We start from the raw sequence: 26,097 nt of genomic DNA on the forward strand, positions 1-26,097 counted from the left end.
ACGCCAATAGCGGGTAAAGGGAAGTTACAAAGGTGGCGGCAGCCGGATGAGGGGGCCACGGTTGCTGTCGAATCTCATACCAGCATTTCAACGCCGCAATTGGCTGCAACCGCGAGACAACCCTGGGTCCGCGCCGTGGCGGTCAAAGCCATCGCTGATGCGCGGGCAGGCTGGCAGGTTGGCTGGGAGTGGAAGTGGATAGACAAGTCCATGGGAAGACGGGCACGGGAACCTAAATTCAATTTCCGAAACGTCGACCTTCCACTCGACAAACTCGCTGTTGTCAGAGCCGCTGCGTCCGATACGTCACCAATCGTCCGGCGCGCCGCCCTGACGGTCCTCATTCAGCACTGGCATGGAAGCTGTGAGGCGGAGGAACTCGCTTCGACATTGAGCACTGATCGTAGTCCTTCGGTGAGAGAACGTGCCGCGTTCATCTTGTCGAGAAGTACGAAGCCGGCCATTCCCCGCGACGCCGAGAGCGTTTGACAACGCTCATTGAATACTGACGCGCCGCTCCCCCTGCCCGTTGCAATTCACGCCCGCCCAACTACCTCTGCGGTATCAGGCCACTCCCCAGAAAAACGACCGCGAGCAAGCCATGTGCCGAAACATAAAACCGCTGTTCAATTTCGATCCCCCGGCGACGGACGAAGAGATTCATGATGCCGCGCTGCAGTTCGTGCGCAAGCTCAGCGGAGCAACCAAGCCGTCGAAGCGCAACGAGGCCGCGTTCGAGCGTGCGGTCGGTTCGATCGCTGCCTGCGCCCGCGAACTGATCGATTCACTGGAGACATCCCAGCCGCCGCGCGATCGCGAGGAAGTGGCGGCGAAGGCGCGCGCCAAAAGCGCGGTCCGGTTCGCGTAACCCGCAGATACATTCGCTTACAAAAACGGGAGTTTCCAGACACATCCCTGGTTCAATCATCGACTGAAATGTCATCGCGGCCAACGAGCCGGCAATGGTCAATTCAGGAAGGATGACATGATGAAAATGATCCAGGCTATGGCGCTCGCGCTCGCTATCGGCGGCGCGGCAACAGCGCATGCGGAACAGCCGCTGCAGCGCACCGATCTCGTCAGCAGCGATATCGACGTGCCCGGCCACGAGGCCGTGCAGGTGCGCGTCGATTTCGCGCCCGGCGTTCTTGCGCCGAACCACTCGCATCCGGGCGAAGAGATCGCCTACGTTCTCGAAGGCACGCTGGAATACAAGCTCGACGGCAGGGAACCGGTGACGCTTCAAGCCGGCCAATCCCTGTTCATTCCCTCCGGCGTGGTGCACTCGGCCAAAAACGTCGGCAGCGGCAAAGCGTCGGAACTGGCGACCTATATCGTGCGCAAGGACGAGGCGCTGGTCGTGCCCGCCAAGTGAGCCTTGGGCGGCGTGCTAGAGGTATTTTCGCAGGAAGGTGCGAACGCTGCCGATCGATTTTAAGGCGGCGTTCGGATTGTATTTTTCGATATGGCCCAGCACTCTCTTTCCGGCCCTGAATTCCGGCGCGTCGAAATTGTGGTAGGTGCCCCGATAGATCTCGAGCTCGATTGGCGCGCCGTCGTCGCCAAGAGAGGCGAGCCTCTTGCGGCATTGGTCGGCCGGGCTCCAATTGTCCCGATCGCCGGTCAGGATCAGGGTCGGCACCGTCGCCTCGCCCTGAGTTGCGGCACAGCGCGGATAATAGGCAACCGCCGCCTTGAATTTCCGGTCCATAAGCTGTTCGTTGCCTTGGATTTTCGTCCCGTCCAGCGTGACGGTGCCGCCCGTTGAAAAGCCCATCAAGGCGACGCGCCCGATATCGACGAAGCGCGCTTTCGACAGATAATCCAGGGCGCCATAGGCATCGAAGACACGCTCGGGAAGAAAGCTCTGGCACGCGTCCGCGATGTTGCGGGTGGTGAAGCTGTCGACCACCAGCACCACGTAACCCCAGGAAACCAGCCGTTTCGGCCAAAGCTCCTTGACGCTCGAACGCATGCCCTCGCATCCATGCAGCAGCACGACTGCCGGAAACGGGCCGTCCCCTCGCGGGCGAGACAAGTATCCGAGCAATGGCGTCCCTTGCGGTTCAAGGAGAGTTTCCGCCTGCTCTTTCGCCTTGCGTATTCGAAAGGGGCTGAGCTTTACCGGAGCGCCTTCGAAGCGCACCAACTCCTCGGCATGCACCGGGCCGGCCTGCGGCACGATGCCGAGACAGATGGCAAAACAGAAGCAAAATCTCGCGATCTGCACTGAACTACCCTCGACCAAATGTATTGCCCGGCGAGCGGACATACGTTCGACATCGCCTCAAGGCAGGTTAGCCCAATATCCGTAAATGCGCTATCGGCCAGGAGCTGGCCGTGACGCGGCCGCGACGTAATATCATCCGCAAAGGGGTGCCGTGTGGCACCCCTCGGCTACCCGTCCCTAACTAACGCAAACCGATCCGCCCCGAACCATACCCTCAGAACTCATCCCACTGGCCGCCGGCCAGCGCCGCATTGCCCTGGGTCTGATAGGCCCTGGCGACCTTGGCCCGAAGATCGCGCGCGGGAGAGCCGGTCTCCGCGGGCTTCGCCTGCCGCCGTGCCTGGGACGCGCTGGTCTTTTCGATGTTGAATTCGCCGAGCATGGCGGCGATCCGGCCGATCTCGCGCACCAGCGCATGGCTTGCGGCGGTGGATTCCTCCACCATGGCGGCATTCTTCTGGGTGCCCTGGTCCATGGCGTTGACGGCGATGTTGATCTCGGCGAGCGCGGTTGCCTGTTCGCGCGCGGCCTCCACGATCGAGCCGATGTGGCGATCGATCTCCTTGACCTCGTCGACGATGACGCTCAGCGCCTCGCCCGTTTCGCCGACCAGCGACACGCCCGTCTTCACGTGCTCGCCGGAGGTGTTGATCAAGCCCTTGATCTCCTTGGCCGCCTTCGCCGAACGCTGGGCGAGCTCGCGCACTTCCTGAGCGACGACGGCAAAGCCCTTGCCGGCCTCGCCGGCGCGTGCCGCTTCCACGCCGGCATTCAGCGCCAGGAGGTTGGTCTGGAAGGCGATCTCGTCGATGACGCCGATGATGCTGGAAATTTCGCGTGAGGAACTGTCGATCGCGCCCATCGCGGTCACTGCCCGCTCGACGATCTGGCCGGATCTTTCCGCGCCGATGCGCGCTCTTGCGACCAGCTGGCCCGCCTCTTCCGCGCGCCGGCTGGAATCCTTGACCGTCGTGGTGATCTCTTCGAGGGCCGCCGCCGTCTCCTCGATCGAGGCGGCCTGCTGCTCCGTGCGCTTGGCGAGGTCGTCGGCCGCCGAGCGGATCTCCTGCGAACCGGCATTGATCTCGGAGGCCGCGGAATCGATCTCGCGGATCGTGCCCGTCAGCTGTTCGAGCGCATGGTTGAAATCGTCGCGCAGCCGGTGATAGGCGGCCGGCAGCTCGTCGGTGATACGGTAGCTGACATCCTTGGCGACGATCGCGGCCATCGCCTTGCCGAAACAGTCACTGACCAGCTTCTGCTCGCTTTCGATCGCTTCGGCCTGCGCCTTCTGCTTGGCGACTTCCGCTTCCTCGATATAGACCGAAATGGCGAGATCCATGTCGAGCATGACGGCCTTGACGAGGCTTGCCAGCGCCTTGCCGAACTCGGCCGGCTTCATGCTCTTGCGCGAAAACATCCCCTGCGGAAACATTTCCTCGACGGCGCTTTTGATCAGATGGTCGACGATGATCGCGTAGCCGCCGATATACCATCTCGGCTCCAGGCCGATGCGCGCATGCACCGAGCCGATGGTGCGGACCTTCCCGACATAATCCTCGCTGAAATTGCCGTCTGAGATATTGACCCAATGCCCCATCTGGGCGCCCTTGGCCCGGGCGATATGCTCGTCGGAGGAAAAGAAGCGCTTGACCTCCGGGCTGTTGCGCAGCTGCGCATAGAACTTGTCGAGACCATGCGGCAGCTCCCGCTCGATCAGGCCCTTCAGCGAACGGATGCCGGCGCGGCCCTGCTCGTCGAGCCCCATGAAATCGAGCCGGCGCTCGATATGCTGATTGCTCGAGCGAGCATCGGCCTGACCCTTATGCGCATGGGAAAAGTTCTGCATGAATAACCTCTTGAAAACACAATGTCGCAAACGGTGCGGGCGCGGGATCTGCCTCAGAATCCCATTTGCAGCAGCCTGTCGTGCAGCGCCCGCGCCCCTCGGATAAACTCGAATTGATAGCCACATGGTTTACAGAGGGTAAACGCCTTTGCCGGGCCACGACTATCCAGCGCAGAATGGATACAAGTGCGGGTTTCGGATGCCGCCGCGCGCAACGCTGACGCTATAGCGGATGACTGTCCGCCAGGGTGCCGCAACTGAACGCGGACACCGATGATATTTCAACGGTTTCGGCCGACGCCATCCGATCGTAGCAGCGCATCCTTTTCGTTCGGTACTGCTTTCGAAAGCCGAACCATAAGAAACCTACCACTCCCCCGCGTCATCCCCCTGCCGCGCACCCGGCCACCGTCTCCCTCGCCTCACTATTCCCGCCGATCCCGCGATCTTCTGCATCGTGACGGAACTTCTGTTCGCCAAAGGCGATCAGGAGGCTCCGAGGACCTTCGTCCGCCAAGCCCTGAGCGGCGAGCCCCGTATCACCGTCGCCAACGATTTCGCCATCCGTCTCGACCGCACCTGCGCCTCCTACCTCTTCTATCCGACAGAAGCCGGCACGCTTGACGGTCAATCGATCTTCAAGTTCGATACGGAGTGAGAGGGGCAAAGAACAATTCATCTGCATCTTTCGACTTCGTTGATAATTTCCTGTTCCGGAGGCACTAAAGGCAAATGACATTGGTACTTTGGCTGATGGCCCTGCCTTTCGCAGCGGTCTTCGTTGCCGCCTTGATCATGGCGCAAGGGGCGAGGCTTTGGATATCCATCGCCATCGCAGGTGCGGCAGTTTTAGCTGGTGCAATCTTCTTATACATCTTCGCTCTTGAGCCGAGTTGCCGGATCAATGAGGAGGAGTGTTTGGGAGCGACGGCGATGGCTTGGTTCGTAGCCTTTGTCTGGAGCGCTCCATGCGTTGGATTCGTCCTCAAATTGCTCAGAATAATCCGTGAAGGCAGCATCGACAGCAGTTGATGAGAATCGGTGCGCTGCATCAGGAGGTTTTCGCACTAGGAGCACACTTTCGCAGCCAACTGCTGCGGGGCCAGTCAGCCGTTGGGCAAATCCCATTCCCACCGAAATCGCTTTCGCAACTCCATCAAGGACCGCTCCCAGTCTTCCATTTCGCAAGCTGATACCGCGGCACACAGATATTGCTTAAGGTTGGCGACGCTTTACTCGCGAAGGACAAGATACTTCCCCTGTCCGCGTGAGTTACGCCTGTCGGGAGTGACGATTTGCACGAAAAAGTGCTCGGCCCAATCGGCGTCGACAGGCCCGACATCGAATTGAATCTCAAAGCAGACATTGCTGACGCCGATGTGGCTATCGGCGGCATCAACATCCACCATCCAGGCATCGCAAGGCAAGTCGGGAGCTACAATATTTGAAATTTGGAGCCGCTTCATCCGGCATGCAATACCATCTGCCACGTGCCCCATCAACGCCGGTCACCTCGCTCCTGGCGCGCCACAGCAACTGGTCATTTTCTGCGGCACAGCTTTCGAAAGCCGAACCATAAGAAACCCACCACCTTCCCGTGTCATCCCCTTGCCGCGCACCCGGCTGCCGCCTATCCTCCGGCCGGCGGCCGCGCTCCGAGTCAGGGGTTGCGTTGGGGGACCGCCGAGGATTTGACGATGCTTTGCATCGCAAAGGAATGACGATGTTTCGCAGAGTGACCGGTTTCTTCAGCCTTCTTCTATTGTCCAGCCTCGCCTCCCCGGCCCTTGCCGCGGATAAGTTCTGCCCGCAAAGGGAAACAATCCTCGCTTTCAGCGATATCGTGCTTGCCGGCGACGACGCCTTGACGCCGTCGGTTGCCGATAGGTTTGGGCCCGAGGCGGCCTATCTCAAGATCCGCTATGCTGGGTTTGGCGATGACGAAACCCGCATTCTGCTGGCCACGGTGCTTAAACGGAGTCCCAGATCTCAGGCTGCGAACGACCTTGTCTCAGCCTGGTATCTCCACCGCCTGGGTCATAAGGCGCTCCGTGGCGCGGCCGGCGCCGAAAAGTTCGATGAGATAATGTCGGGGCTTCGCATATCCGGCATCCGCGCGCTGCTGCTGGATGGAGGCGAAGACCTGCTGATGAAACGGTTCGCCGCTTTTCCCTTCGTGCCGCTCGACAATACCGCCGGCCCGTTCACCAATGCCGGCGGCGTGATTTCGGCATCGATCGTCGACCAATCGGACGAATTCAAGGAACGGATCGTCCGCGCCGCGGAAGCCAATGGCTTGCCCGATATCGCAAACTACGTGGCAGCCAGCGAAAACGACCCTGCGGCATGGGACCGCTTCATTCAGCGCGGCAGCACGAAAGGCAGCAAACTTCGGCCGGAGTTCAACGCCGATTTTGCCCGAGCCATGGTGGGCCAACCCAGAGTAAAGGGAGGCGGATCGCCTGAAAAGGCGCAACTCCACAGCAACGTTATCGGCACGTCTTTCGAACCGGAGCAGAGTTTTCTAGAGCATATTCTGATGCTCGAGAGTGGTTTCGAGATCGGCGATCTCGTTGCCCAACAACTGACGCAGCAGGTCAAGAGCGGTGCGATCAACAGAAGCGGCACGATGGACGTCGCCTGGCTGTTTTCCTATCGAGCTGCCGTAAAGTTGGCCGGGCGACCGGCTCTGGAAGAGGATCTGACTAGGGCCTACTCCGGCGACCGTTATGTCAGGACATCCGACGTCTTTACCATCGGCGACGTCATGGATCGCCTGCTCGCCGTCGCGGCGCTGCAGCCTTACGTGATAGGCAAGACGGACGCCATGCCGTCCAAACCCGAGGATCTATCCGACAAGATCGATTGGCCACGCTGGACTGAAATGGCGACCAAGGTGCGCGATGGCACTGTCTCGCCGATCCTCGCCGCCGATCTCGAAACCTTCGGCATCGTGACGGAGCTGCTCTTTGCCAAGGGCGATCCCGCGGCTTTGCAGGCCTTCGTCCGGCAGGCGCCGAGCGGTGAAGCCCGCCTCTCCGTCGCCAATGATTTCGCCATGCGCCTCGACCGTGCCTGCGCCGCCTATCTCTATCATCCGGGCGAAGCCTTCACGCTCAGCGGCCGGCCGATCTTCAAATTCGATACGGAGTGAGGGCAACTAATACAGCCCGCAACGGTCGCCCCTGACAAATCCTCGGAGAACTGAAGATGAAGACCGCCATCTTATTCGACTGTGAATATGTTTGCCGCGAAGGATCGCAGCGCAGATTCTGGGCTGCAGCACACGACCCCGATCCCGTCATAGCGCAGATCGGCGCAGTCAAGCTCGGCCTCGAAGGCGAATTTCCGATCCTCGATACGCGCAGGATCTACATCAGGCCCGCCGACCGCTTCGGCAGACGATATCCGCTCGATCCCTATTTCACCGATCTGACGGGCATTACCGAAGCGGATATCGACGCTCATGGCGTGGCGTTGGAGGATGCTCTGTCGAGTATGGACCGCTTCTCGCAGAGCGCCCGGTTCTGGTCCTGGGGCAAGGACGAGATGAACATGATGGCGATCAGCTGCTACGTCGCCGGCATCCAGCCCCCCATCCCGGCCCAGAGGTTCGACAATGCCGTCAAGCTGCTGCTCGCCGCCGGCATGCCGATCGAGGATCTGGCAAGGACGCCGAGCAGCAAACTGGCCGATTATTACGGCGTCGAACATCCGCCGTTGCGGGGCCATGACGGCCTCGACGATGCGCTTTCACTGACCTACACGCTGCAGCACTTGCTCCGCATCGGGAAACTGAGCCCCGAGGCTTTCGACCGGCTCTGAGGGAAGACCGCACGCTCCGGCAATGCCCTGCCAAAGGGCGAGCATTGCCGGAGCGAACGCATCGCGCCGCTGCGCCGCGCCTGGGCAGGCTGTCTATTGCTGCTGTTGCGGCTGCGCCGGCGCCGAATTGCCGACCTTTTCCAGAACCTTCTTGGCGAGAGCCGGGTCGCTCTGCGCCGCCGTCAGGATCGAGGAATATTCCTCGACGGAAATATCCTTGGAGGCCTGGACGGTGTCGACCATCTCTTTCTTGGCCTCCTCCTGCAGCTTCTGCTTTGCGGCCTGATCCTTCGTCGCGTCGATCTTGGCCGAATATTCCTGACGCACCTTGTCGACCTGCACATAGGCGACGGCAAAGGCTTCGAGTTTCTGATCGCTGACGGGTGCGGCCGCACCGCTGCCCCCGCCCTGTCCTTGCATCGGCGCCTCGCCCTGTGCGGGCTGTTGCTGCGCCTGGGCCATCTCCACAGCGGATGCCGGGCTGAGAGCAAGCAGGCTGAAAACCGCGGCGGTCATCGTTGCAAGGGATGTGTAACGAGTGATCATCTTCATTCCTTTTCCGGTGATTTCGGTCGATCGCTCAGCCACTGAAAAGGCTGGCGAGGTCGCGACGATGAAGCCTGAAAAGGGCACGATGCGGCAGTAACGGGGCCATTTGCTGACGATTGAGCGGCTGCTTTGTGACCGGCGGCGGGAGTTCGGCCGCTACCGCGCAAACCGCCTCGCCCCGGCCACGCAGGCGATGACGCCGACCGTTACGCCGAGCATCGCCCAGGTCACCGGCTCGTGCAGCAGGGTGGCTGCGAGCGCCAGGCCGAAGAAGGGCTGGAGCAGTTGCAGCTGGCCGACGGCGGCGATGCCGCCCTGGGAGAGGCCGCGATACCAGAAGATGAAGCCGATCAGCATGGAGAACAGCGAGACATAGGCAAGGCCGACGAGCGCCGGCGTTTCGATGCCGGAAAAACTGGCCGGGCGGTAGAGAAACGCGACCGTGACCATCAGCGGCAGCGACAGCACCAGCGCCCAGGAGATCACCTGCCAGCCGCCGAGCGTGCGCGACAGCCGGCCGCCTTCGGCATAGCCGAGGCCGCAGGCGAGGATTGCCGCCAGCATCAGCAGGTCGCCGACCGGCGAGGCGGTCAGCCCCTGCGCCAGAGCAAAACCCGCCACCAGCGCGCTGCCGAGAACGGAGAAAAGCCAGAAGGCCGGCTTCGGCCGCTCGCCGCCGCGGATCACGGCGAAGGTCGCGGTCGCGAGCGGCAGCAGGCCGACGAAGACGATCGAATGGGCTGACGTGACATGCTGCAGCGCCAGCGCCGTCAGCAGCGGAAAGCCCACCACGACGCCGAGCGCGACGACGGCAAGCGAGAGGATATCGCGCCCGGAGGGCCGCTTCTCGCGAAAGACAATCAGCAGGCAGAGCGCAAGAAGCCCGGCGATTGCCGCACGCGCAACGGTCAGGAAGACGGGATCGAACTGCGCCACCGCAACGCGGGTCGCCGGCAGCGAACCGCTGAAGATCACCACCCCGATCAAGCCATTGATCCATCCCGCCGTCATGCGCTCCATCATGCACTCCTTCCAAAGTCCATGCCGGCCTTGGGAAGAACGACATGCATAAAAACAACGACCTAAGCGCGCCCCTTGAATCAAATTCGCAAGCGGCGCGCCGCTCACCTTTATCGGCCTGTACGGATGGCCATGACAGTGACGGTCTGATACGATTTCGCAAAACTGTTATGGTGCGGAAAGCAGTACGGATGGATGAAGAACTGGCGGGACGCACGCGCGTCGAGATGGTGATCGCGACGATCCGGCAGCGCATCGCCGGGCGCAGCCTGACGCCCGGGGCAAAGCTGCCCTCGGTGCGCGGGCTGGCGGCGAGCATGAAGCTTTCGACCTCGACCGTCGTCGATGCCTATGAGCGGCTGGTCGCCGAGGGCGCGATCCTGTCGCGGCCGGGCTCGGGCTTCTATGTCGCCAACCAAGCGGCACCCTTCGCGCTCACCGAGGCCGGTCCGAAGCTCGACCGCGCCGTCGATCCCTTCTGGATCTCGCGGCAGTCGCTGGAAGCCGGCGAAGCCGATCTCAAGCCCGGCTGCGGTTGGCTGCCGCCCTCCTGGCTGCCGGGCGACGGCATGCGCCGGGCGCTCCGAACGCTTGCCCGCAGCGATGGGGCGGCCCTTGCCGATTACGGCTCGCCGCTCGGCCTGCCGCCGCTGCGCCAGCTGATTTCGCGGCGCATGGGCGAACACGGCATCGAGGCTTCGCCCGATCAGATCATGCTTGCCGAGTCAGGCACGCAGGCGATCGACCTCATCTGCCGCTTCCTGCTCGAACCCGGCGACACCGTACTAGTCGACGACCCCTGCTATTTCAATTTCCATGCGCTGCTGCGCGCCCACCGCGCCAAGATCGTCGGCGTGCCCTATACGCCCTCCGGTCCCGACATCGAGCAATTCGCCCAGGTCGTCGCCGAACAGCGGCCGCGGCTCTACATCACCAACTCCGCCATCCACAACCCGACCGGCGCCGCGCTCTCTCCCGTAACGGCGCACCGCGTTCTGAAACTCGCCGACCAGTTCGATTTCACCATCATCGAGGACGATATCTTCGCCGATTTCGAATATGCGGCGGCCCCTCGCCTCGCAGCCTTCGACGGGCTCGACCGCGTCATCCATATCGGCAGTTTTTCGAAGACGCTTTCGGCGTCGGCTCGCTGCGGCTTCGTGGCGGCGAAGCCGGAATGGATCGACGGCCTCACCGACCTCAAGATCGCCACCGCCTTCGGCGGCGGCCGGATGACCGCCGAACTGGTGCTCGCCGTCTTAAGCGACGGCGGCTACCGCAAGCACATGGAAACGCTGCGGCAGCGCCTCGCCCGCGCGATGACCGAAGTCTCGGCCCGTCTGAAGGTCCTCGGCATCACGCCCTGGCTGGAACCCCAGGCCGGCATGTTCCTCTGGTGCCGCCTGCCGGAGGGCATCGACGCGGCTGATGTGGCGCGGGCGGCCCTGGAAAGGCGCATCGTGCTGGCGCCCGGCAATGCCTTCAGCCTGTCGCAGACGGCAACGGGTTTCATGCGGTTCAATGTGTCGCAGACGCTGGATGCGCGGGTGTTCGAGGTGTTGGGGGATGTGTTGCGAAAGCGGCCGGAGGAAAGGTGAGCAGCAACGCCACAAATGCATGGGGCGGAAGCGAAGGGCAATGATGAAAGGCGTGCCGTGTAGCCCCCTCATCCGACCCTTCGGGCCACCTTCTCCCCGTTGGGGAGAAGAGAGAGCAGGCCGCCCAGCCACCGTCCCACAGCACGAGTCTCAAGCTGGGCGAGGCCTCGCCACATCCCCTTCTCCCCAGCGGGGAGAAGGTGGCGGCAGCCGGATGAGGGGGCCTCACGGCACGCCCTCGCCCTTCTCGCCACCACCCCATCAAAACGACCGGTTGACCGCCTTGTCATTCTCCAGCCGCGTCACGCAGCCCTCCAGCTTGGCAAGCAGCAGATCGAAATCGAGCGGCTTCGTCAGGTAATCCGCGGCCCCGGCGCGCAGGCCGGCGAGCGTGTTTTCACGGTCGGTCAGTGCCGTCAGCAGGATGAAGGGGATGTTGGAGAATTGCGGGTGGTTGATCTGGATTTCCGCCAGCAGCTGGTGGCCGTCCATGACGGGCATCGAGATATCGCTGATGACGATGTCGGGCCATTTGGACAGGATCATTTCCAGCCCCTCGGCGCCGTTTGCGGCTTCGAGCGTCCTGTATCCGGCTTCGTTCAGTTCCTCGACGAGGAGGTTGCGGATCTCGACTTCATCTTCAATGCACAGGACAGTGACCATAAGCTATTCCTCAAGCTGCAAATTGTTGATCCTGCAATAGACGCTCTATCGGCAGGAGAATGGTGAAAGTGGTGCCCTTGCCGAGCTCGCTCGCCACCTCGACCTTGCCGCCATGCAGTTCGACGACCTGCTTGACGACGTTGAGGCCGATGCCGGTTCCGGCAATGCCGGTGGCGCTGCGGGCGCGGTAATAGGGCTGGAAGAGTTTCGGCAGATCCTCGGCATCCATGCCGATGCCGCTGTCGGCGACCGAAATCTCCACCGTCTTTTCGTCCGCTCGCGCGCGGATATGAATATCTCCCGCATTTGGCGAATATTTGACAGCGTTCGAGATCAGGTTGGTGAACACCTGCTCCATCGCGCTGCGGTCGAAGCTCAGGCGCTCGGGGATCGGCGCGAGATCGAGATGCAGCACATGCGCGCGGCTGAGCGGCCGCTGCTTCTCGCAGCACTCGACGAGCAGCGCCTTCAGGTCGCCTTCGCTGCGCTTCAGGATGATCTGGCCGGTTTCCAGCCTGCCGCTGGCAAGAATGCTTTCCATGAGGCCGACCATGCGCACAACCGCGCTGCGGATCACGCCCGCCTTTTCCAGCACGTAATCGCCGCTGACATTGGTGGTCGAGCGGCAGAGCCGCTGGGCGGCCGCGTCGATGATGGCAAGCGGCGTGCGGAACTCGTGCGAGGCCATGGCGACGAACTGGCGCTGGAGCGCGTTGACGTGGCGTTCGTGGGCGAGCAGCCGGTCCAGCTCCTCCCTCTGCCTTTCGATTTCGGCGGTGCGGTCGGCCACCATCTCTTCCAGATGGCTGCGGTGATGGGTGAGCTCGGCCTGGCTGTCGAGCAGGGTCAGCGATGTGCGGTGCAGCCCGCGTCCGAGCCAGAACACGGCGGTGATCAATATCGCCAGGCAGCCGAGCCCGGCCGGCGCAATCTGCTTGAGCAGCATGAAGCCGGGCCGGATCGGCCGCCAGACGAGATAGCCGATCGTGCCGCCCTCATGCGAGGCAACGGGCACCTGCGCCCGCGCGTCCGGGCCCTTCGAAAGCGAAAACCGCAGGCCGTCGAGCCTGGCGTAATGGGCGATGTTTTCGGCAACCTTTCCATCGATGAACTTGAGCGAGACGGCGATGAACTCCTGGCCCGCCTCGATCTGCATCCTGGCCGAACTCGGCAGGATCGGCCGGGCGCTGGCGATTGCCGGCCTGTTGCCGATCATGACCGTGCGCACGTGCGCCAGCTGCCCGGGCGGCAAGGCGCCGGGCTTTCCGGCCCCGTCGGTGAGCGCGGCGCGCATCTCGCCGGCAAGCGCGGTCATCTCGCCCGCGTCGTCGCTGCCGAGCCGCGGCGGCATGGTGTCGGCCCCGTCGCGGAATGCGAACATCAGCCGGTTGGTATCGTCGAAAATATAGGTGCGGTCGTGGCCGAAATACTGGCTCGTCCACCGGCCGACATTGTCGACCAGCCAATCATGGTTGCGCTGCTTGGCGTAAAGAAAGGCATCGTCCCACTTGGTGATGCTTTCCTGCTCGCGCGGAAGCGCGTTGATCTGCTCTTCCAGCCCCTGGCCGACGAAATCGGACTGGCGGCGCAGCGAGATGTCATCGACCTTGACGGAGGCGAGCCAGGCAAAGCCGCAAAGCAACACCGCCGCCGCAGAGGTGAGCGCCACCAGGACGAACGTGATGTGCGATGTGAGCCCGACCTTCAATCCCCGCAACCTTTTGACGGCGTTCGCTACCGGAGAAGTTGACACGCAAAGGTTGACGGACGATGAATTGCTCTCGGAGAGAAATTGCCCATCTTTCGTCATTGCTGGCGTGCTTGCATTCGCCGTTTCGCCAAGCAGCCCCCTCATGGGGAGAAGAGAAGAGACTCGGAGCAGCGCCCCATCACCTTCTCCCCAGCGGGGAGAAGGTGGCGGCAGCCGGATGAGGGGGCCACGGGCACATCGCTAAAGGCAAGCTGGACGCCCTACCCCGGAGAAAGCAAGAAGCAGCGTTGGAGCGCGTGCTTCGAGGCTCCGCGATCGCCGGATGCAAGGGCTCACCAATGGCCCATGCTCACGGCCGGCGCACCGCGCGGATCTTGCCGCTGCTGCCGCCGCCGCAGAAGAAGCGGTTGCCGCCGTCGGATTCGAGGCCGGAGACGCCGGTGCCTTCGGGCATATCGAGCCGTTCCAGCACTTCGCCCGTCTCGGGATCGATGCGCCTGACGTCGCTGTCGTCGCCTTCCCAAGTGCCGTGCCAGAGCTGGCCGTCGACCCAGGTCACGCCTGTGACGACGCGGTTGGAGTCGATGGTGCGCAGGATCTTGCCGGTCTCGGGATCGATCTGGTGGATCCGGCGGCCGCGATGCTGGCCGACCCAGAGCGTGCCCTCGGCCCAGGCCAGGCCGGAATCGCCGCCATTGCCGGGGGCCGGGATGGTGGTGAGTATCCTGCCGGTCTTCGGATCGATCTTGTGGATGACGTCCTCGGCGATTTGATAGAGGAATTCACCGTCGAAGGCCGTGCCGGCATGGGAGGCGACCTCGATGACGCGCACCACCTCGCCGCTGTCGGGATCGAGCGCGTTCAGCCTGTCGCCCGAGGCGAACCAGACGTGCCGGCCGTCGAAAGTGACGCCGTGGACGCGCTCGGCATCCGGAAAAGGTCCATATTCGCGCAGGATCTGAGCAGCCGAATTCTTCATCTCTTCCTCCTTGTCGATGGAACCATATTAGTCGCTCGGCAGCGGCCCGGGGAGTAACAAGATCGTCGGGAATGAGGAGAGCGGCGGGCTCATCCAGCGCCGCGCCCGGCCGCGCCCGAGCGCTCGCACCCTGCCCTCGCCAGCAAGCCTGTCCAGCGCCCGCTGCACGGTGCGGGGGCTCGCGCCGAGCGCGATCGCCAGCGCCGAACTCGACCACGCCTCGCCATCGGCAAGCAGGGCAAGCACTGCCGCATGCGGCCCTTCGACGAGGGGCGCCAAGACCGCGATCTCGCCGGCGCCGCGCGGCGAAAGTGCAAAGCCGCGCTTGGTCGCCGAGACCTCGGCCAGCCCCGCAAGTTCGGCGCGCAAGCGGCCGATCTCGACGCGCAGCCGCGCGCGGTGGGATTCGTCGGCATGCTTGCCGCGAAAGGCGCGCGCAATCAGCACGCCGCGCGCCACATCCGCCGGCCAGGCTTCGGCAAGTGCGCGGGCAAGCGCGAAAAGCACCGGCCGGCTTGCGAGCGGCACCGCCGCGCCGGCCGCGCGCACGACATGGCGGCAGGCATCGACGACGAGCGTGCCGGATGCAAACAGCGCCTCGACCTCGGCAAGCAGCAGCGGGCGCTCGTTCCCAAGCGAAACCAGCCGCGCCGCCGGGAGATCGAGCACGCGGGCGGCGGCTTCGACCTCCGCCGTCAGCACCGGCATATCGGCGTGGCGTGCCGCAAGCCCTGCCCGGTCGAGGGCGGCACGCGCCGCCTCCGTGCGCAGCCGCCGCACCGCGATGCCGGCCGCGACAAGCTCGTGGGCCGCCCGCAATGGCGGCGGCAGCGGCGCCGGATCGAGCGCCGCCAGCGCCTGCTCTGCCTCGTCGAGACGGCCGATCAGCACCAGCCGGCGGATGGCGATATTGCCGGCATGGGCTGAATTGACCCGGTCGCCATGCGCCTCCAGAACCTTGCGCGCGCCATCCAGCGCCTTGACCGGCCAGGTGAGATCGCGCGAGACGAGCGCGATCTCGGCCTCGGCGACCACGCAGCGGGCGCGGGCCACCGCCTCGCGCGGGCCGAAGGCGCGGGCGGCGCTCTTCAACAGCGCCTTGGCGCGCACGAGATCGCCGAGCTGCGCCATGGCGATGCCGCGCAGCGCCAGCCCCGCCGCATCCTCGCGCAGCGCCACCCGTTTCAGGGCACCCAGCACATCGCCCGACGCCAGCGCCCGTGCCGCGGCCGTGATCAGCGAGTCCATTCAAATCCCGTCACACTTGTCACTCCCGCCATTCCTCCGCCCGGCCGTAATCTTCCCTCGACTTCAGGCAACCGCGCCGGATGCTACGACGAGAGACAGGCAAAGGAGAAGACCATGACGGCAATGCTGAACGCAACCCGCGAGCAATGGCTGGCGGCGAGACTCGATCTGCTCGAGGAAGAGAAGGAACTGACGCGGCAAAGCGATGCGCTGGCGGCCAAACGCCGGCAATTGCCGCGTGTGCGGATCGACAAGGACTATCGCTTCGATACTGACGGCGGCAGCGTCTCGCTGAAGGATCTCTTCGGCGGGCGCTCGCAGCTTCTGATCTATCACTTCATGTTCGGGCCGGATTACAGCGCCGGCTGCCCCTCCTGCTCCTCGATCGCCGACGGCTTCAACGGCTTCTTCGTCCATCTGCAGAACCATGACGTCGCCTTCTGGGCCGTCTCGCGGGCGCCGCTTGCCAAGCTTGACGCCTTCAAGCGGCGCATGGACTGGAGCTTTCCCTGGGCCTCTTCGGCCGGCAGCGATTTCAACGGCGATTTCAGCGTCTGGTTCAGCGCCGAAGAACAGCGCCTCGGCGGCATCGAATACAATTACCGCCGCGAACCGCCCGCCCCCGAACCGGCGCCCGGCAGCACCGTGCAGGAATGGCAGCTGCGCGGCAGCGAAGCGCCGATCGTCCAGATCGCGTCCATGACCGGCACCGACGTCACCACCTACACCCGCGACCGCCCCGGCGTCAGCGCCTTCGAACTGATCGACGGCGCGGTCCATCACAGCTATTCCAGCTATGCACGCGGGCTGGACGGGCTCTGGGGCATGTATCAATGGCTCGACCGCGCCCCGAAGGGCCGCAACGAAACCGGCATCTGGTGGCGCCACCACGACCGCTACGGCAAGGAGTGACGGCAATGGCGCTCTTCGCTCACGCCTCGAAACGGGCCGACGACGCCGGCCCCTCCCTCGACGCCGCCAACTGGCTGTCGCTCGCCGCTGCCCCGACATTCGCGATCATGGCGTTGCTGACGGCCGGGAGCCCGGATATGCTCTGCATGACCACGTCAGACGCCTTTCCGCTCACCGGGATGACATCGATGTACCTGCTGATGACCGGCTTCCACCTGGCGCCGTGGTTGCGGCTTGTTGGTGGGTGGGGCATGAAACGGTGATGGTGGTTCACCCCGCCCCTCTGTGCTAGAGACACGAGGATACCGGAAGAGAGGGCATACCGTGTAGCCCCCTCATCCGACCCTGCGGGCCACCTTCTCCCCGCTGGGGAGAAGAGGGAGATCGTGGGGGGTCTCGTCAGTCCCTCGGATAGCAGGGGGTGGGAGAGAATGCGGCATTGCCACGAGTCTCTTCTCCCCAGCGGGGAGAAGGTGGCGGCAGCCGGATGAGGGGGCCGCACGCGATACGCAGGCAAGAATCCAACCACGCGCGCTCAAGAAAGCCGCATCCCTCCGCTCCCGATTGTCTTGCGGCCCCAAACCATGCCATGACCGATCCACCACAAACCCAACGGATAAAGGCGCGGCATGAAGAAGATCGGATTTCTCTCGTTCGGGCATTGGACGCCCTCGCCCCAGTCGCAGACGCGCTCGGCGGGTGATGCGCTGCTGCAATCGATCGACCTTGCCGTGGCGGCCGAAGAACTCGGCGCCGATGGCGCTTATTTCCGCGTGCACCATTTCGCCCGGCAGCTCGCAGCCCCCTTCCCGTTGCTGTCGGCCGTCGGCGCCAGGACGAAGCGGATCGAGATCGGCACCGCCGTCATCGACATGCGCTATGAAAACCCGCTCTATATGGCCGAGGATGCGGGTGCTGCCGATCTCATCGCCGGCGGGCGGCTGCAGCTCGGCATCAGCCGCGGTTCGCCCGAGCAGGTGATCGACGGCTGGCGGCATTTCGGCTACGGCCCGCCGGAAGGCCAGAGCGACGCCGACATGGCGCGGCGCCACGCCGAAGTCTTTCTCGAAGTGCTGCGCGGTGAAGGTTTCGCCAGGCCGAACCCGCGGCCGATGTTTCCGAACCCGCCGGGCCTGCTGCGCCTGGAGCCGCATTCGGAGGGCCTGCGCGAGCGGATCTGGTGGGGCGCAAGCTCCAACGCCACCGCCGTCTGGGCGGCCAGGCTCGGCATGAACCTGCAGAGCTCGACGCTGAAGGACGACGAGACGGGCGAACCCTTCCACGTCCAGCAGGCCGCCCAGATCCGCGCCTACCGCGAAGCCTGGAAGGAGGCCGGCCATACCCGCCAGCCGCGCGTTTCCGTCAGCCGCAGCATCTTCGCCCTCGTCGACGAGCGCGACCGCGCCTATTTCGGCTATGGCGGCGACGAAGGCGACAAGATCGGCTTCATCGACGAGAAGACCCGGGCAATCTTCGGCCGCAGCTACGCCGCCGAGCCGGATCGACTGATCAAGCAGCTCGCCGAGGACGAGGCGATCGCCGAGGCCGACACGCTGCTGCTCACCGTGCCCAACCAGCTCGGCGTCGAATACAACGCCCATGTCATCGAAGCGATCCTGACCCACGTCGCGCCGGCGCTCGGCTGGCGGTGACGGCTGCGCAAGGCGTGACCGTCGAGCGAGGCATCAGCGCCAGTCGCGGAACGGCGAGGAGCGGACGTGCCGTGTGACACGGCACACCCTCTCCTCATCACCTGTGCCCCACATACTCATCACGCGCGCAGAAGAGCCCATCTGCAACCCCTCCACCGCATAAACCAAGCCTCGGGACCTTCCTGCCTCGCTGGGCGTTGATGGTGCGAACCTTGAATCGGCCGCAGCCCGACCGAATTAAGGCGTAGCCCGAACCGCTCGAGTTGCCTCATGCCGCGCACGAACCTGAATGACATCCTGATCTTCATGGCCGTCGTCGATGCCGGGAGCTTCGTCGGCGGCGGGCAGGCGATGGGGCTTTCGCGCTCGGCGGCGGGAAAAGCCGTCATCCGGCTGGAAGACCGCCTCGGCGCCCGCCTGCTCAACCGCACGACGAGAAGCCTGAGCCTGACCGAGGAAGGCCGCCTTTTCTACGAGCGCGGGCTGCAGATCCTCGCCTCGGTCGACGAGGCCGAAGCGAGTGTCTCGGGCAAGAGCGGCGCGCCGCGCGGCGTGCTCCGCCTTACCGCTCCCGATGCTTTCGGCCGCCTCGTCGTGCTGCCCTTGCTCGAAAAATATCTCCGGGCCTGGCCCGACCTGCAGGCAGAGGTGAGCTTCACCGACCGCCTTGCCGACATCGTCGAGGAGGGTTTCGACCTGGCGATCCGGATCGGCGCGATCCCGGCGGCGGCAGACAGCCGGCTGGTCTCGCGTCTCATCGCCAGCGACAAGGCGCGGCTCTGCGCCTCGCCCGCCTATCTCGCCGAGCGCGGCGAGCCACGCGATCTCGACGATCTCGCCGCCCATGACTGCCTGTTCTTTGTGAGCCGCAATCAAAGGCAGGGCTGGCGCTTTCGCGGCGAAGGCGGCGCCTGGGTCAAGGCGCAGGGCCGCAGCCGGCTGCGGCTCGACAATGGCGAGGCGATCCGCGACGCCGCTCTCGCCGGCCTCGGCATCGCCCTCCTCCCCGACTTCCTCATCGCCGGCGACCTTACCGCCGGCCGCCTCCGCCAGATCCTGCCCGAACTCGAAACCGATGACGCCAGGATCGTGGCGCTCTATCCCGACAAGCGCCTGCTCGAACCACGCGTGCGCGGCTTCATCGACCTGATGGCTGAGGAGCTTGCGCGCAGCTAGAGCCGGATGCTTCAGGCAAGGTCCTGTCAAACCCGCGAAAACTCTTCAGCGCCAGCGGCGCAAGCGTTGCCGCGAGATAGCCGAGCCCCATCAGAAACAGCGCCGCGGCAAGGCCCAGCGTGCTGATCAGCGCGCCGCCGGCGAGGCCGCCGAAGGGGATGAGGGCGAAGCAGAGGGCGGTGTTCAAGGCGGTGACGCGGCCGGTCAGCGGCTTGGGGATGCGCTCGAAGATCACCGCCGACAGGATCGGGTTGAGGAAGCCCGACGCGAAGCCTGCGATGGCGAGCGTCGCAAAGACCAAGCCGATCGGCGCGTCCAGCGCGGGAACGAAAAAGCGCGGAAAGCCGGTCAGCAGGAAAGCCACGGTATAGACCGTCAGGCGCGGCATGCGCTCGCCGATCGCCGCGGCAATCGCCGCACCTGCGATCGAAGCGCCGGCGAAGGCGGCGAACATCGCCCCGAGCAGTTCGGGGCCTTGGCCGCTCTCGCGTGTCCAGACCGGCAGCAGCACCGCATGATAGGCCTGGTCGAAGAGATTGGTGACCGCCACCATGGCGACGATGCTGACGAGCACGGCATCGCCGCGCAGAAAGCGCCAGCCCTCGCGAAGATCGTCGAGATAGGAAGCCCGTTCGGCCGGTCGCGTATCGGGCGCGCGCCGCGTGCCGGGTATGCCCACGGCAACGATCAGCGCGGAGGCGGCGAAGGTGGCGGCATTGACGAGCAGCGCCTGGCCGGGGCCGATCAGCCCGATCAGCGCGCCGGCGCCGGCCGCTCCCGCCGTCGAGGCCAGCCGCTCGATGGCGCTGGCGACGCCGGTCACCCGTTCGAGCGGCACGCCGGCGAGCGTCGCGATATCGGGAACCATCGCCTGCTTGGCGGCATCGGAAGGGCCGCGCAGCACGCCCATGGCAAAGACCAGCGGCAGCAGCACCGGCATCCCAAGCAGGCCGAAGAGATCGAGAAGCGGCACCAGGGCAACCACGGCCACCGAGGCGGTGTCCGAGATGATGGCGACGCGCTTGGCGCCGGCGCGGTCGATCAGCGGCCCGCCGAGCGCCTTGGCGACGACATAGGGCAGCATCTCCACCATCGCCGTCAGTCCCGTCAGCACGGGACTGCCCGTCGTGCTCAGCACCAGCCAGGGAATGGCGATGGTCGAAAGCCGCGTGCCGGAGAGCGAGAATGTCTCGGCGGCGGCAAGCGCCAGGAACGGCCCGCCCCGTCTCACGGTTCGCCCTCGCCTTCGCGATGCGGCAGGCGACCGGGATAGGGAAAGGCGTGCAGCATGACATAGAAGGGAACCATGCCGGCTTCCTGCGACGCCGCCTCCCCCAGCCGCGGAGCCGCCTGCATCGCCTCCAGAATGATCTCCCTCAGCCGTTTCGTCAGAGCCTCGGCCTGATCAGCCGTCATCGGGATGATGATGTCGTCGGCAGCCGTCGCCTTGCGCCATTCGGCCGGCAGCTCGGCATATTCCTCCAGCGCCTGCTGCATCTGGCCGACCTGCAGCGTGAGTGCGGCCTGATTGAAGGCGATGTCGAGATCGAGCGCCTCCCCTTCGGCCTCGCTCGGCGGCACCGAGGTCAGCTCGTGGCTGGCGCGCCACCAGCGGTCGCGCCGCGAGCCATGCGGCGCCTCCTCGATGAAGCCGTATTGGGCGAGCTGGCGCAGATGATAGCTCGTCGCCCCGCTGTTCAGGCCGAGCCGCGCGGCAAGCTGCGTCGCCGTGGCAGGCCCATCGATCCGGAGCATGCCGAGCATGCGCAGCCGCATGGGATGCGCCAGCGCCTTCAGCGCGGTCGGTTCGGGCACGACCCGGCTGACGGCGCGGGCATCTGCGGCAGGTTCATGGTGCGGATGTTTCATGCGCCAAGCATATAACTGCAAACATATCTTTGCAAAGCTTTCTTTGCGAAAATATGTTTCGGCCTCACACCTCGGCCAAGGTGAAGACCGCGCAAGGCTCGGCGATGCCGCGCAGGGCGTGCTCGCCGAGCGGCGCCAGCGTGGCCTCGGTGTTTTCGGCCACCGCACCCGAGATCAGCACGCTGCGGCCGAGCGGCTTGCAGAGCCCTTCCAGGCGGCTGACCAGATTGACCGCCGGGCCGATGGCGGTGAAATCCAGCCGGTCGGCCGCACCGATATTGCCCCAGAGGATCTCGCCGAAATGCAGTGCGGCGCCGAAGGGCAGCGGCGCCAGCCCCTCGGCCTCACGCATCCGGTCGAGATGAATCATGCCGGCGCGGCTGGCCGCGACCGCCCTCAGCGCCGCCTCGCAAGCCTCGTGATCGCCTCGCCCATCTGCGCCTGTCGTGACGGGAAAGATCGCCAGCACGCCGTCGCCGATGAATTTCAGCACCTCGCCGCCGAAGGCATGCACGGCGCCGGCGACGCGGTCGAAATAGGCGTCGAGCGCGGCAATCATCGCATGCGGCTCGGTGACCTGGGAAAGCGCGGTGAAATCCCGCAGATCGGCGCAGAGAAGAGCGGCGCGGATGGTTTCGCCGGTGCCGCGGGCGAGCGCGCCCGATTGAACCCGGGCCGCGCTGCGCCGGCCGAGATAGGCTTCGAGCAGCGCCGTCCGCGCCTCCCGCGCCGCCAGCGCGGCAAGCGGGGCGGCGGCAAAACGCGCGACCTCCCGCAGCCGGGCGACGGCGTCAGGAGTAAAAGCGTCCGCCCCTGCCCCGTTGCTTATGCCCGCCCAGCCGAGCAGCGGCCCGTCCTCGGAAGCGCCGATCCGCTCCTCCCACACCGGCCCGAGCCCGGCCAGCCATTCGCGCCCGGCATCGCTGCGCGGTGCTGCGGCAAAGGCGAGCGCCTCGATGACCGCCCCGGTCTCGGCCCGCCACAGCCAGGTGCGCCGGGCAATGATCGGATGCGGCACCGAAAGCGTCAGCGCGCCGCCGGAAACCGGCAGGCCTTCGGCAAGCAGCCGGCGCCCGAGCTCGGCCAGAAACCGTTCGGGACCGGGCGACACCGCAGCCTCGTCAACCAGCCAGGCAAGGGAGGAAGGCAAATCCATATGTTAACATCGCATCGCCATGGAGTGTTCGCAAGTGAACACTCCGCAGCCCGGCAGGACAGCGCCCAGGCATCCGCGGGCGGATGCTACCGCGGCCTATCGGCGCCAGCCCCAGGCCATTCGCCGCGACGCTCCCGCATCCCCGAATCTCTTCCCGGAGTCACCCCGTCACCCCTGTCAACCCCGCCACCGAAAAACCCTGTTGAAAACCCGCCTCTTCGGTGGAAAACAACCAGATATACACCTTTGGATTGCGGGACATTCGTTTCATTATGTGCCAGCCTGTCCTTAGCGATTGAGGGGTTGCTATGGGCACGACATTCTGGCCGAAAGATCCGCTGGACGGGAATGACATGACGCTGCTGACGACGATCCTGCGGCGGTGGTGCGCGCGCTATGAGATCGAGTTCACCGCGGAAGAGAGCAAGCGGAAGGCGAAGGAACTCGTCGAATGGTTCGAGTTCGGCGTCAAGGATCCGATCGAGCTCGAAGAGCTGATTGACGGCAAGCACTGGCTGGTCAGCCGGATCTGACCTGGGCGCAATTACAGTTTCCAAAAGAAAAGGCCGGGCGAAACATCGCACCGGCCTTCGTTCGTCAGCCTCATGCCGAGGCTTTTAGTAGTCGTCCCGCCAACGGCGCTCGCGATCCCAGCGCCGCTCATGGCGCCAGCGCGGGCCGTCCCAGTCGCGGTGGCGGCGTTCCCAGCCCCAGCGGGGCGGACCACCATAGAAAGCCACCGGCGGCGGGCGGCGCCAGTTGCGGCGGCATTCGCCCCAGCGCGTCAGGTGCCAGCCGCGGCCGCAGGCGTAGTCGACCTTGGTGACATCGCCCTTCGTGACATCGCTCGCGATCTTGCTCGGGACGTCGATTGTTCCCATCGGCATCGCCTGCGCTGTGCCGATCGAGAGGCTGCCAGCGAGCAAGGCAGCCGCGATAGAAAGTGCCTTCATCGAAAACTCCATTTCATCCAGCCGCACTCACCTTAGGGCTGCCAAATTGAACTGGAGATGAACCGGGCATTCATGTTTGCAGGAGAAAAAACCGTGCTTTTCGACGGCCGATCGCAGCGCCGTCCGGCCGTTTTTCCCGCAGCGGCAAGCGCTTGGCAAGCGCCCCGCGCGCCCGGAAAATCGTTCATGTCCTGCCGTAAAAAGGATCCGGACCCGGATCGCGCCCGGCGGCGACCGCGGTGAGCCGCCCGAGATAATGCGCCCAGCCCTCGGCATGGCCGGCGCACTGCTCCTCGCTCGGCAGGCCGCTATGGGTGAGTCGCAACAGCGTCCCATCCGGCTGTTCGATCAGGTCGATCTCGACCAGGCTGGAGCCCGGCGGCACCACCTCGCTGCCGTCCCATCCGAAGCTGTAGGCAAGGCGATGCACCGGCACCACCTCGCGGAAAGAGCCCCTGGCGAAGCGGGCGCCGGTGACATTGACGAGATAGAGCCCGCCCGGCTCCGGCTCGATCTCCGCCTGCGTTCCCATCCAGCGGAGAATCTTCTCCGGATCGGTCATCAGCGCAAACACCGCCGCCGGCGGCGCCGCAATATGCGCCTCGCGGCGCACGACGAAAGACTCTGGCATGCCTCCCTCCCATGATGGCCACGGCCCGCCCCGCCTCATGCAGGAACGGCGCGTCATGCTGTTTCGGCGTGAATGTCCTCATGGAGGCATGTAGGCGGAGGTGCGCGCTGAGCAAGGGCGATGGAAGCCGCTCCTCGCATCGTCGGCACCGGTGCCGCTACTAAACGTCGCAACGCCACTCGTCATTGTGCACTTCGCTTCCGCTCCGTGCATTCGCGGCTCGGCCGCTCACCCCCTCATCTGCCTGCCGGCATCTTCTCCCCGCCGGGGAGAAGCGGAATCACCGCAACGTCTCGCTCCCTTTGGAACGTTCGCAATGGAATGAAGACCCGTGCGGCTTGCTCCCCCTTCGCCCCAGCGGGGAGAAGATGCCCGTTAGGGCAGATGAGGGGGGTGAGGAGCGAAGCGACGAACGCCTTGAGCGGCAAGCGAAAGGCAAGCGGCTTCCATCACGCCTATGGATAGGTGGGTGGAAGACGATCAGCCGAAGCATGCCTCCCTGAGATTGCGGCCACCCCCGCCACCAAACCAATTCCCCCTATTGCCAGCCCGCCGCCTTGCCCCTATTGTCGCGCCGTTCTCAGGGCGGGGTGAAAGTCCCTACCGGCGGTATGCAGTTTCGATTGCGAGCCCGCGAGCGCCTTCTCCAGGGAAGGGTCAGCAGATCAGGTGAGATGCCTGAGCCGACGGTCATAGTCCGGATGAAAGAGAACGCGCGTTCCTGCTGCCCTCGCCGGCAGCCGGTGAACGTTCGTGATCGCCTTGGGTGACGTGTCTGTACGCCAAAGGAGATTACTATGACACCCACCCGTTATGCCTTCGTCAAAGCCGGCTGGCACGCCGATATCGTCGACCGTGCGCTCGAAGGTTTCCAGCAGCTTATTCCAGCCGAGCAGATCGACGTTTTCGACGTTCCTGGCGCATTCGAAATGCCGCTGCTGTCGCGCGATCTTGCCGCGACCGGCCGCTATGCCGCCGTCATCGCCGCTGCCTTCGTCGTCGATGGCGGGATCTACCGTCACGAATTCGTCGCCCAGGCCGTCGTCGATGGCCTGATGCGCGCCGGCATGGATACCGGCGTCCCGGTTCTGTCGGTCTCGCTCACCCCGCATCACTATCAGGAAACCGAGCACCACACGCAGATCTACCGCGCGCATTTCGTCGAGAAAGGCCGCGAGGCGGCCCGCGCCGCCCTGATGATCGGCAAAACGCGTGCCGCTCTTGCGGCGTAAGGAACTGCACAGCTGACGGCGGGACCAGCCCGCCGTCTTCTCCTTGCCAAGGGAAGAATTGATTCGACGCCCTGCCGGCGCTGTGGTCCACTCGCCCCCGACATGTATCGCCATTCTTAACGCGTCCAAACCTTGAGGGAGCTGAAGATGAGCAATGCAATGCGCAGTGAAACCCCCACGAAATCCATCGGAACACGGCCTGCCGACACCAAGCTCGAAGTGGTGGTCATTCCCGTTTCCGACGTCGACCGCGCCAAACGTTTTTACGACGGCCTCGGCTGGCGGCTCGATGCCGACTTCGCCAATGACGCCGATTTCCGCGTGATCCAGTTCACCCCGCCCGGCTCCGGCTGCGCCATCATCTTCGGCAGGAACGTGACCGCCGCCGCCCCCGGCTCCGCCCAGGGCCTCTATCTCGTCGTCTCCGACATCGAGGCCGCCCGCCGCGATCTCATCGCCCGCGGCGTCGCGGTGAGCGAGGTCTTCCACGACGCATCGGGCGTCTATGCCGGCAAGGACGAACCCTATCTCTTCGGGCGCCTGCGCATCGCCGGCCGCGATCCCGAGCACCGCAGCTACCGCTCCTTCGCCTCCTTCAAGGATCCCGACGGCAACGGCTGGCTGTTCCAGGAAGTCACCACCCGCCTGCCCGGCCGCATCGACGCCGAAGAAACGGCCTTCTCGACCTCGAGCGACCTCGCCTCCGCGCTCCGCCGCGCAGCCGCCGCCCACGGCGAACACGAGAAACGCAACGGCGGCAAACACGACGAGAACTGGCCGGACTGGTACGCCGAATACATGGTCAGCGAACAGGCCGGCAGAGAGCTGCCGCTATAGGCAACAG

General features: G+C 64.8%; 29 protein-coding genes and 1 riboswitch. Of the genes, 16 read left to right on the forward strand and 13 right to left on the reverse strand.

The window, feature by feature from the left end; translation table 11 throughout:
* The 3 genes from CO670_RS33250 to CO670_RS23860 form a co-directional block, all read left to right on the forward strand.
* Positions 1–489 (forward strand): hypothetical protein (locus CO670_RS33250; RefSeq protein ID WP_210202692.1); only part of this gene is annotated, 489 nt, incomplete at its 5' end.
* A gap of 112 nt (positions 490–601) precedes the next feature.
* The gene (locus CO670_RS23855; protein WP_097592494.1) at positions 602–868 is read left to right on the forward strand and encodes a DUF2277 domain-containing protein; all 267 of its coding nucleotides are present in this window, start codon (positions 602–604) and stop codon (positions 866–868) included.
* Positions 869–988: 120 nt separating this feature from the next.
* Complete coding sequence (locus CO670_RS23860; RefSeq protein ID WP_097592541.1) at positions 989–1,375, forward strand: cupin domain-containing protein; 387 nt, start codon at positions 989–991, stop codon at positions 1,373–1,375.
* 15 nt (positions 1,376–1,390) lie between these two features.
* Here the strand turns inward: CO670_RS23860 and CO670_RS23865 are convergent, their stop codons facing one another.
* Together CO670_RS23865 and CO670_RS23870 are read right to left on the reverse strand one after the other, a co-directional pair.
* Entirely contained in the window at positions 1,391–2,197 is an 807-nt protein-coding gene (locus tag CO670_RS23865; RefSeq protein WP_245425975.1) for a dienelactone hydrolase family protein, read from the reverse strand.
* 247 nt (positions 2,198–2,444) lie between these two features.
* Complete coding sequence (locus tag CO670_RS23870; protein ID WP_097592496.1) at positions 2,445–4,079, reverse strand: globin-coupled sensor protein; 1,635 nt, start codon at positions 4,077–4,079, stop codon at positions 2,445–2,447.
* A 457-nt stretch (positions 4,080–4,536) separates the two neighbouring features.
* Between CO670_RS23870 and CO670_RS23875 the strand changes: the two genes are divergently transcribed.
* From CO670_RS23875 to CO670_RS23895, 5 genes are all read left to right on the forward strand, one after another.
* Entirely contained in the window at positions 4,537–4,737 is a 201-nt protein-coding gene (locus tag CO670_RS23875; RefSeq protein ID WP_097592497.1) for a hypothetical protein, read from the forward strand.
* Between the two features lie 74 nt (positions 4,738–4,811).
* Entirely contained in the window at positions 4,812–5,111 is a 300-nt protein-coding gene (locus CO670_RS33255) for a hypothetical protein (RefSeq protein ID WP_210202693.1), read from the forward strand.
* A gap of 263 nt (positions 5,112–5,374) precedes the next feature.
* The gene (locus CO670_RS33070; protein WP_176539010.1) at positions 5,375–5,527 is read left to right on the forward strand and encodes a hypothetical protein; all 153 of its coding nucleotides are present in this window, start codon (positions 5,375–5,377) and stop codon (positions 5,525–5,527) included.
* Positions 5,528–5,802: 275 nt separating this feature from the next.
* Positions 5,803–7,233, forward strand: a complete 1,431-nt coding sequence (locus CO670_RS23890; protein ID WP_141502366.1) for a hypothetical protein — start codon at positions 5,803–5,805, stop codon at positions 7,231–7,233.
* Between the two features lie 56 nt (positions 7,234–7,289).
* Positions 7,290–7,904: a 3'-5' exonuclease gene (locus tag CO670_RS23895; RefSeq protein ID WP_097592499.1), complete on the forward strand. Its 615-nt coding sequence runs from the start codon at positions 7,290–7,292 to the stop codon at positions 7,902–7,904.
* 93 nt (positions 7,905–7,997) lie between these two features.
* On the opposite strand, the gene CO670_RS23900 is transcribed toward CO670_RS23895, so the two are convergent.
* Together CO670_RS23900 and CO670_RS23905 are read right to left on the reverse strand one after the other, a co-directional pair.
* Positions 7,998–8,450: a DUF4168 domain-containing protein gene (locus CO670_RS23900; RefSeq protein ID WP_097592543.1), complete on the reverse strand. Its 453-nt coding sequence runs from the start codon at positions 8,448–8,450 to the stop codon at positions 7,998–8,000.
* A gap of 159 nt (positions 8,451–8,609) precedes the next feature.
* Positions 8,610–9,473 (reverse strand): DMT family transporter, encoded by an 864-nt coding sequence (locus CO670_RS23905; protein WP_097592544.1) that lies wholly within the window; start codon positions 9,471–9,473, stop codon positions 8,610–8,612.
* A 170-nt stretch (positions 9,474–9,643) separates the two neighbouring features.
* On the opposite strand from CO670_RS23905, the gene CO670_RS23910 reads away from it, so the two are divergent.
* Positions 9,644–11,071 (forward strand): PLP-dependent aminotransferase family protein, encoded by a 1,428-nt coding sequence (locus CO670_RS23910; protein WP_097592500.1) that lies wholly within the window; start codon positions 9,644–9,646, stop codon positions 11,069–11,071.
* Between the two features lie 261 nt (positions 11,072–11,332).
* Here the strand turns inward: CO670_RS23910 and CO670_RS23915 are convergent, their stop codons facing one another.
* The 4 genes from CO670_RS23915 to CO670_RS23930 form a co-directional block, all read right to left on the reverse strand.
* Positions 11,333–11,734, reverse strand: coding sequence for a response regulator (locus CO670_RS23915; protein ID WP_088685310.1), 402 nt, complete (start codon positions 11,732–11,734; stop codon positions 11,333–11,335).
* Between the two features lie 10 nt (positions 11,735–11,744).
* Positions 11,745–13,442 carry an ATP-binding protein gene (locus CO670_RS23920; RefSeq protein ID WP_097592501.1) on the reverse strand — a complete coding sequence of 566 codons (1,698 nt, stop codon included), beginning with the start codon at positions 13,440–13,442 and terminating at the stop codon, positions 11,745–11,747.
* A gap of 352 nt (positions 13,443–13,794) precedes the next feature.
* Entirely contained in the window at positions 13,795–14,424 is a 630-nt protein-coding gene (locus CO670_RS23925; protein ID WP_097592502.1) for a PQQ-binding-like beta-propeller repeat protein, read from the reverse strand.
* A gap of 27 nt (positions 14,425–14,451) precedes the next feature.
* A complete protein-coding gene (locus CO670_RS23930; protein ID WP_097592503.1) occupies positions 14,452–15,672 on the reverse strand; it encodes a helix-turn-helix domain-containing protein in 1,221 nt (406 codons plus the stop codon).
* A 114-nt stretch (positions 15,673–15,786) separates the two neighbouring features.
* On the opposite strand from CO670_RS23930, the gene CO670_RS23935 reads away from it, so the two are divergent.
* The 4 genes from CO670_RS23935 to CO670_RS23950 all read left to right on the forward strand — a co-directional run bounded on the left by CO670_RS23935 (position 15,787) and on the right by CO670_RS23950 (position 19,412).
* Positions 15,787–16,584, forward strand: coding sequence for a DUF899 family protein (locus tag CO670_RS23935; protein WP_097592504.1), 798 nt, complete (start codon positions 15,787–15,789; stop codon positions 16,582–16,584).
* Between the two features lie 5 nt (positions 16,585–16,589).
* On the forward strand, positions 16,590–16,847 hold the full coding sequence (locus tag CO670_RS23940) for a hypothetical protein (RefSeq protein WP_097592505.1): 258 nt from the start codon (positions 16,590–16,592) through the stop codon (positions 16,845–16,847).
* A gap of 366 nt (positions 16,848–17,213) precedes the next feature.
* On the forward strand, positions 17,214–18,236 hold the full coding sequence (locus tag CO670_RS23945) for an LLM class flavin-dependent oxidoreductase (RefSeq protein ID WP_097592506.1): 1,023 nt from the start codon (positions 17,214–17,216) through the stop codon (positions 18,234–18,236).
* Positions 18,237–18,506: 270 nt separating this feature from the next.
* Positions 18,507–19,412: a LysR family transcriptional regulator gene (locus tag CO670_RS23950; RefSeq protein ID WP_097592507.1), complete on the forward strand. Its 906-nt coding sequence runs from the start codon at positions 18,507–18,509 to the stop codon at positions 19,410–19,412.
* On the opposite strand, the gene CO670_RS23955 is transcribed toward CO670_RS23950, so the two are convergent.
* From CO670_RS23955 to CO670_RS23965, 3 genes are all read right to left on the reverse strand, one after another.
* Complete coding sequence (locus CO670_RS23955) at positions 19,375–20,643, reverse strand: MFS transporter (RefSeq protein ID WP_097592508.1); 1,269 nt, start codon at positions 20,641–20,643, stop codon at positions 19,375–19,377. The genes CO670_RS23950 and CO670_RS23955 overlap by 38 nt on opposite strands.
* Positions 20,640–21,281, reverse strand: a complete 642-nt coding sequence (locus CO670_RS23960; protein ID WP_097592509.1) for a helix-turn-helix domain-containing protein — start codon at positions 21,279–21,281, stop codon at positions 20,640–20,642. The genes CO670_RS23955 and CO670_RS23960 overlap by 4 nt, the downstream gene beginning before the upstream one ends.
* Positions 21,282–21,345: 64 nt before the next feature.
* A complete protein-coding gene (locus CO670_RS23965) occupies positions 21,346–22,437 on the reverse strand; it encodes an adenylate/guanylate cyclase domain-containing protein (protein WP_097592510.1) in 1,092 nt (363 codons plus the stop codon).
* A gap of 308 nt (positions 22,438–22,745) precedes the next feature.
* Between CO670_RS23965 and CO670_RS23970 the strand changes: the two genes are divergently transcribed.
* Positions 22,746–22,970 (forward strand): hypothetical protein, encoded by a 225-nt coding sequence (locus CO670_RS23970; protein WP_088673407.1) that lies wholly within the window; start codon positions 22,746–22,748, stop codon positions 22,968–22,970.
* Between the two features lie 84 nt (positions 22,971–23,054).
* Here CO670_RS23970 and CO670_RS23975 read toward each other — a convergent pair whose 3' ends face one another.
* Positions 23,055–23,390 carry a hypothetical protein gene (locus CO670_RS23975; protein WP_097592545.1) on the reverse strand — a complete coding sequence of 112 codons (336 nt, stop codon included), beginning with the start codon at positions 23,388–23,390 and terminating at the stop codon, positions 23,055–23,057.
* Positions 23,391–23,574: 184 nt separating this feature from the next.
* Complete coding sequence (locus CO670_RS23980) at positions 23,575–24,021, reverse strand: SRPBCC family protein (RefSeq protein WP_097592511.1); 447 nt, start codon at positions 24,019–24,021, stop codon at positions 23,575–23,577.
* Positions 24,022–24,593: 572 nt separating this feature from the next.
* Positions 24,594–24,738: riboswitch (FMN riboswitch) on the forward strand.
* An 80-nt stretch (positions 24,739–24,818) separates the two neighbouring features.
* Between CO670_RS23980 and CO670_RS23990 the strand changes: the two genes are divergently transcribed.
* On the forward strand, positions 24,819–25,253 hold the full coding sequence (locus CO670_RS23990; protein WP_097592513.1) for a 6,7-dimethyl-8-ribityllumazine synthase: 435 nt from the start codon (positions 24,819–24,821) through the stop codon (positions 25,251–25,253).
* A gap of 147 nt (positions 25,254–25,400) precedes the next feature.
* Positions 25,401–26,090, forward strand: coding sequence for a VOC family protein (locus CO670_RS23995; protein WP_097592514.1), 690 nt, complete (start codon positions 25,401–25,403; stop codon positions 26,088–26,090).
* Positions 26,091–26,097: the final 7 nt, after the last annotated feature.

The sequence above is a fragment of the Rhizobium sp. J15 genome, assembly GCF_002531825.1.
Lineage (GTDB): Bacteria > Pseudomonadota > Alphaproteobacteria > Rhizobiales > Rhizobiaceae > Rhizobium.

Coding starts and splice junctions, on each gene's coding strand:
- CO670_RS23855 (WP_097592494.1), top strand. CDS start 602: ATGTGCCGAAACATAAAACCGCTGTTCAATTTCGATCCCCCGGCGACG.
- CO670_RS23860 (WP_097592541.1), top strand. CDS start 989: ATGAAAATGATCCAGGCTATGGCGCTCGCGCTCGCTATCGGCGGCGCG.
- CO670_RS23870 (WP_097592496.1), bottom strand. CDS start 4,079: ATGCAGAACTTTTCCCATGCGCATAAGGGTCAGGCCGATGCTCGCTCG.
- CO670_RS33255 (WP_210202693.1), top strand. CDS start 4,812: ATGACATTGGTACTTTGGCTGATGGCCCTGCCTTTCGCAGCGGTCTTC.
- CO670_RS23890 (WP_141502366.1), top strand. CDS start 5,803: ATGTTTCGCAGAGTGACCGGTTTCTTCAGCCTTCTTCTATTGTCCAGC.
- CO670_RS23895 (WP_097592499.1), top strand. CDS start 7,290: ATGAAGACCGCCATCTTATTCGACTGTGAATATGTTTGCCGCGAAGGA.
- CO670_RS23900 (WP_097592543.1), bottom strand. CDS start 8,450: ATGATCACTCGTTACACATCCCTTGCAACGATGACCGCCGCGGTTTTC.
- CO670_RS23905 (WP_097592544.1), bottom strand. CDS start 9,473: ATGGAGCGCATGACGGCGGGATGGATCAATGGCTTGATCGGGGTGGTG.
- CO670_RS23910 (WP_097592500.1), top strand. CDS start 9,644: ATGGTGCGGAAAGCAGTACGGATGGATGAAGAACTGGCGGGACGCACG.
- CO670_RS23915 (WP_088685310.1), bottom strand. CDS start 11,734: ATGGTCACTGTCCTGTGCATTGAAGATGAAGTCGAGATCCGCAACCTC.
- CO670_RS23925 (WP_097592502.1), bottom strand. CDS start 14,424: ATGAAGAATTCGGCTGCTCAGATCCTGCGCGAATATGGACCTTTTCCG.
- CO670_RS23930 (WP_097592503.1), bottom strand. CDS start 15,672: ATGGACTCGCTGATCACGGCCGCGGCACGGGCGCTGGCGTCGGGCGAT.
- CO670_RS23935 (WP_097592504.1), top strand. CDS start 15,787: ATGACGGCAATGCTGAACGCAACCCGCGAGCAATGGCTGGCGGCGAGA.
- CO670_RS23940 (WP_097592505.1), top strand. CDS start 16,590: ATGGCGCTCTTCGCTCACGCCTCGAAACGGGCCGACGACGCCGGCCCC.
- CO670_RS23945 (WP_097592506.1), top strand. CDS start 17,214: ATGAAGAAGATCGGATTTCTCTCGTTCGGGCATTGGACGCCCTCGCCC.
- CO670_RS23950 (WP_097592507.1), top strand. CDS start 18,507: ATGCCGCGCACGAACCTGAATGACATCCTGATCTTCATGGCCGTCGTC.
- CO670_RS23960 (WP_097592509.1), bottom strand. CDS start 21,281: ATGAAACATCCGCACCATGAACCTGCCGCAGATGCCCGCGCCGTCAGC.
- CO670_RS23965 (WP_097592510.1), bottom strand. CDS start 22,437: ATGGATTTGCCTTCCTCCCTTGCCTGGCTGGTTGACGAGGCTGCGGTG.
- CO670_RS23970 (WP_088673407.1), top strand. CDS start 22,746: ATGGGCACGACATTCTGGCCGAAAGATCCGCTGGACGGGAATGACATG.
- CO670_RS23975 (WP_097592545.1), bottom strand. CDS start 23,390: ATGAAGGCACTTTCTATCGCGGCTGCCTTGCTCGCTGGCAGCCTCTCG.
- CO670_RS23980 (WP_097592511.1), bottom strand. CDS start 24,021: ATGCCAGAGTCTTTCGTCGTGCGCCGCGAGGCGCATATTGCGGCGCCG.
- CO670_RS23990 (WP_097592513.1), top strand. CDS start 24,819: ATGACACCCACCCGTTATGCCTTCGTCAAAGCCGGCTGGCACGCCGAT.
- CO670_RS23995 (WP_097592514.1), top strand. CDS start 25,401: ATGAGCAATGCAATGCGCAGTGAAACCCCCACGAAATCCATCGGAACA.